The sequence below is a fragment of the Robertmurraya sp. DFI.2.37 genome (assembly GCF_029211245.1).
Taxonomy (GTDB): Bacteria; Bacillota; Bacilli; order Bacillales; family Cytobacillaceae; genus Robertmurraya; species Robertmurraya methanolica_A.
On the sequence record NZ_JARGEJ010000632.1, the window covers coordinates 1 to 302 of the forward strand.

Here is a 302-nt window from a genome sequence, read left to right on the forward strand (position 1 = left end):
CTTGAGCTACTGTTTCTGCCGTTGCAAAAAAGGTGAAAGGGGTCGTGATTACTTCATCGCCAACTCCAATATTGAGTGCCTTCAACGCCAAGTAAAGGGCGTCAGTACCATTGCCAACCCCTAATGCATAGGAACAATTTACGTAGGAAGCAATTTGCTTCTCTAACTCCTTACCCTTTTCTCCTAAAATATAAGGGCCACTTTCAAGCACTTCATTAATAGATTTTAAGATTGGTTCACGCAAAATGTTCATTTCTGCCTTTAAATCTACCATTGGAATCATCTAACTACCTCCTTTATTC

Annotated in this window: 1 protein-coding gene; it reads right to left on the reverse strand. The window is 40.1% G+C overall.

Annotated elements, in window-relative coordinates; genetic code table 11:
• A partial coding sequence (locus PZE06_RS28005; protein WP_275792404.1) for a DegT/DnrJ/EryC1/StrS family aminotransferase occupies positions 1–283 on the reverse strand: 283 nt, incomplete at its 3' end.
• Positions 284–302: the final 19 nt, after the last annotated feature.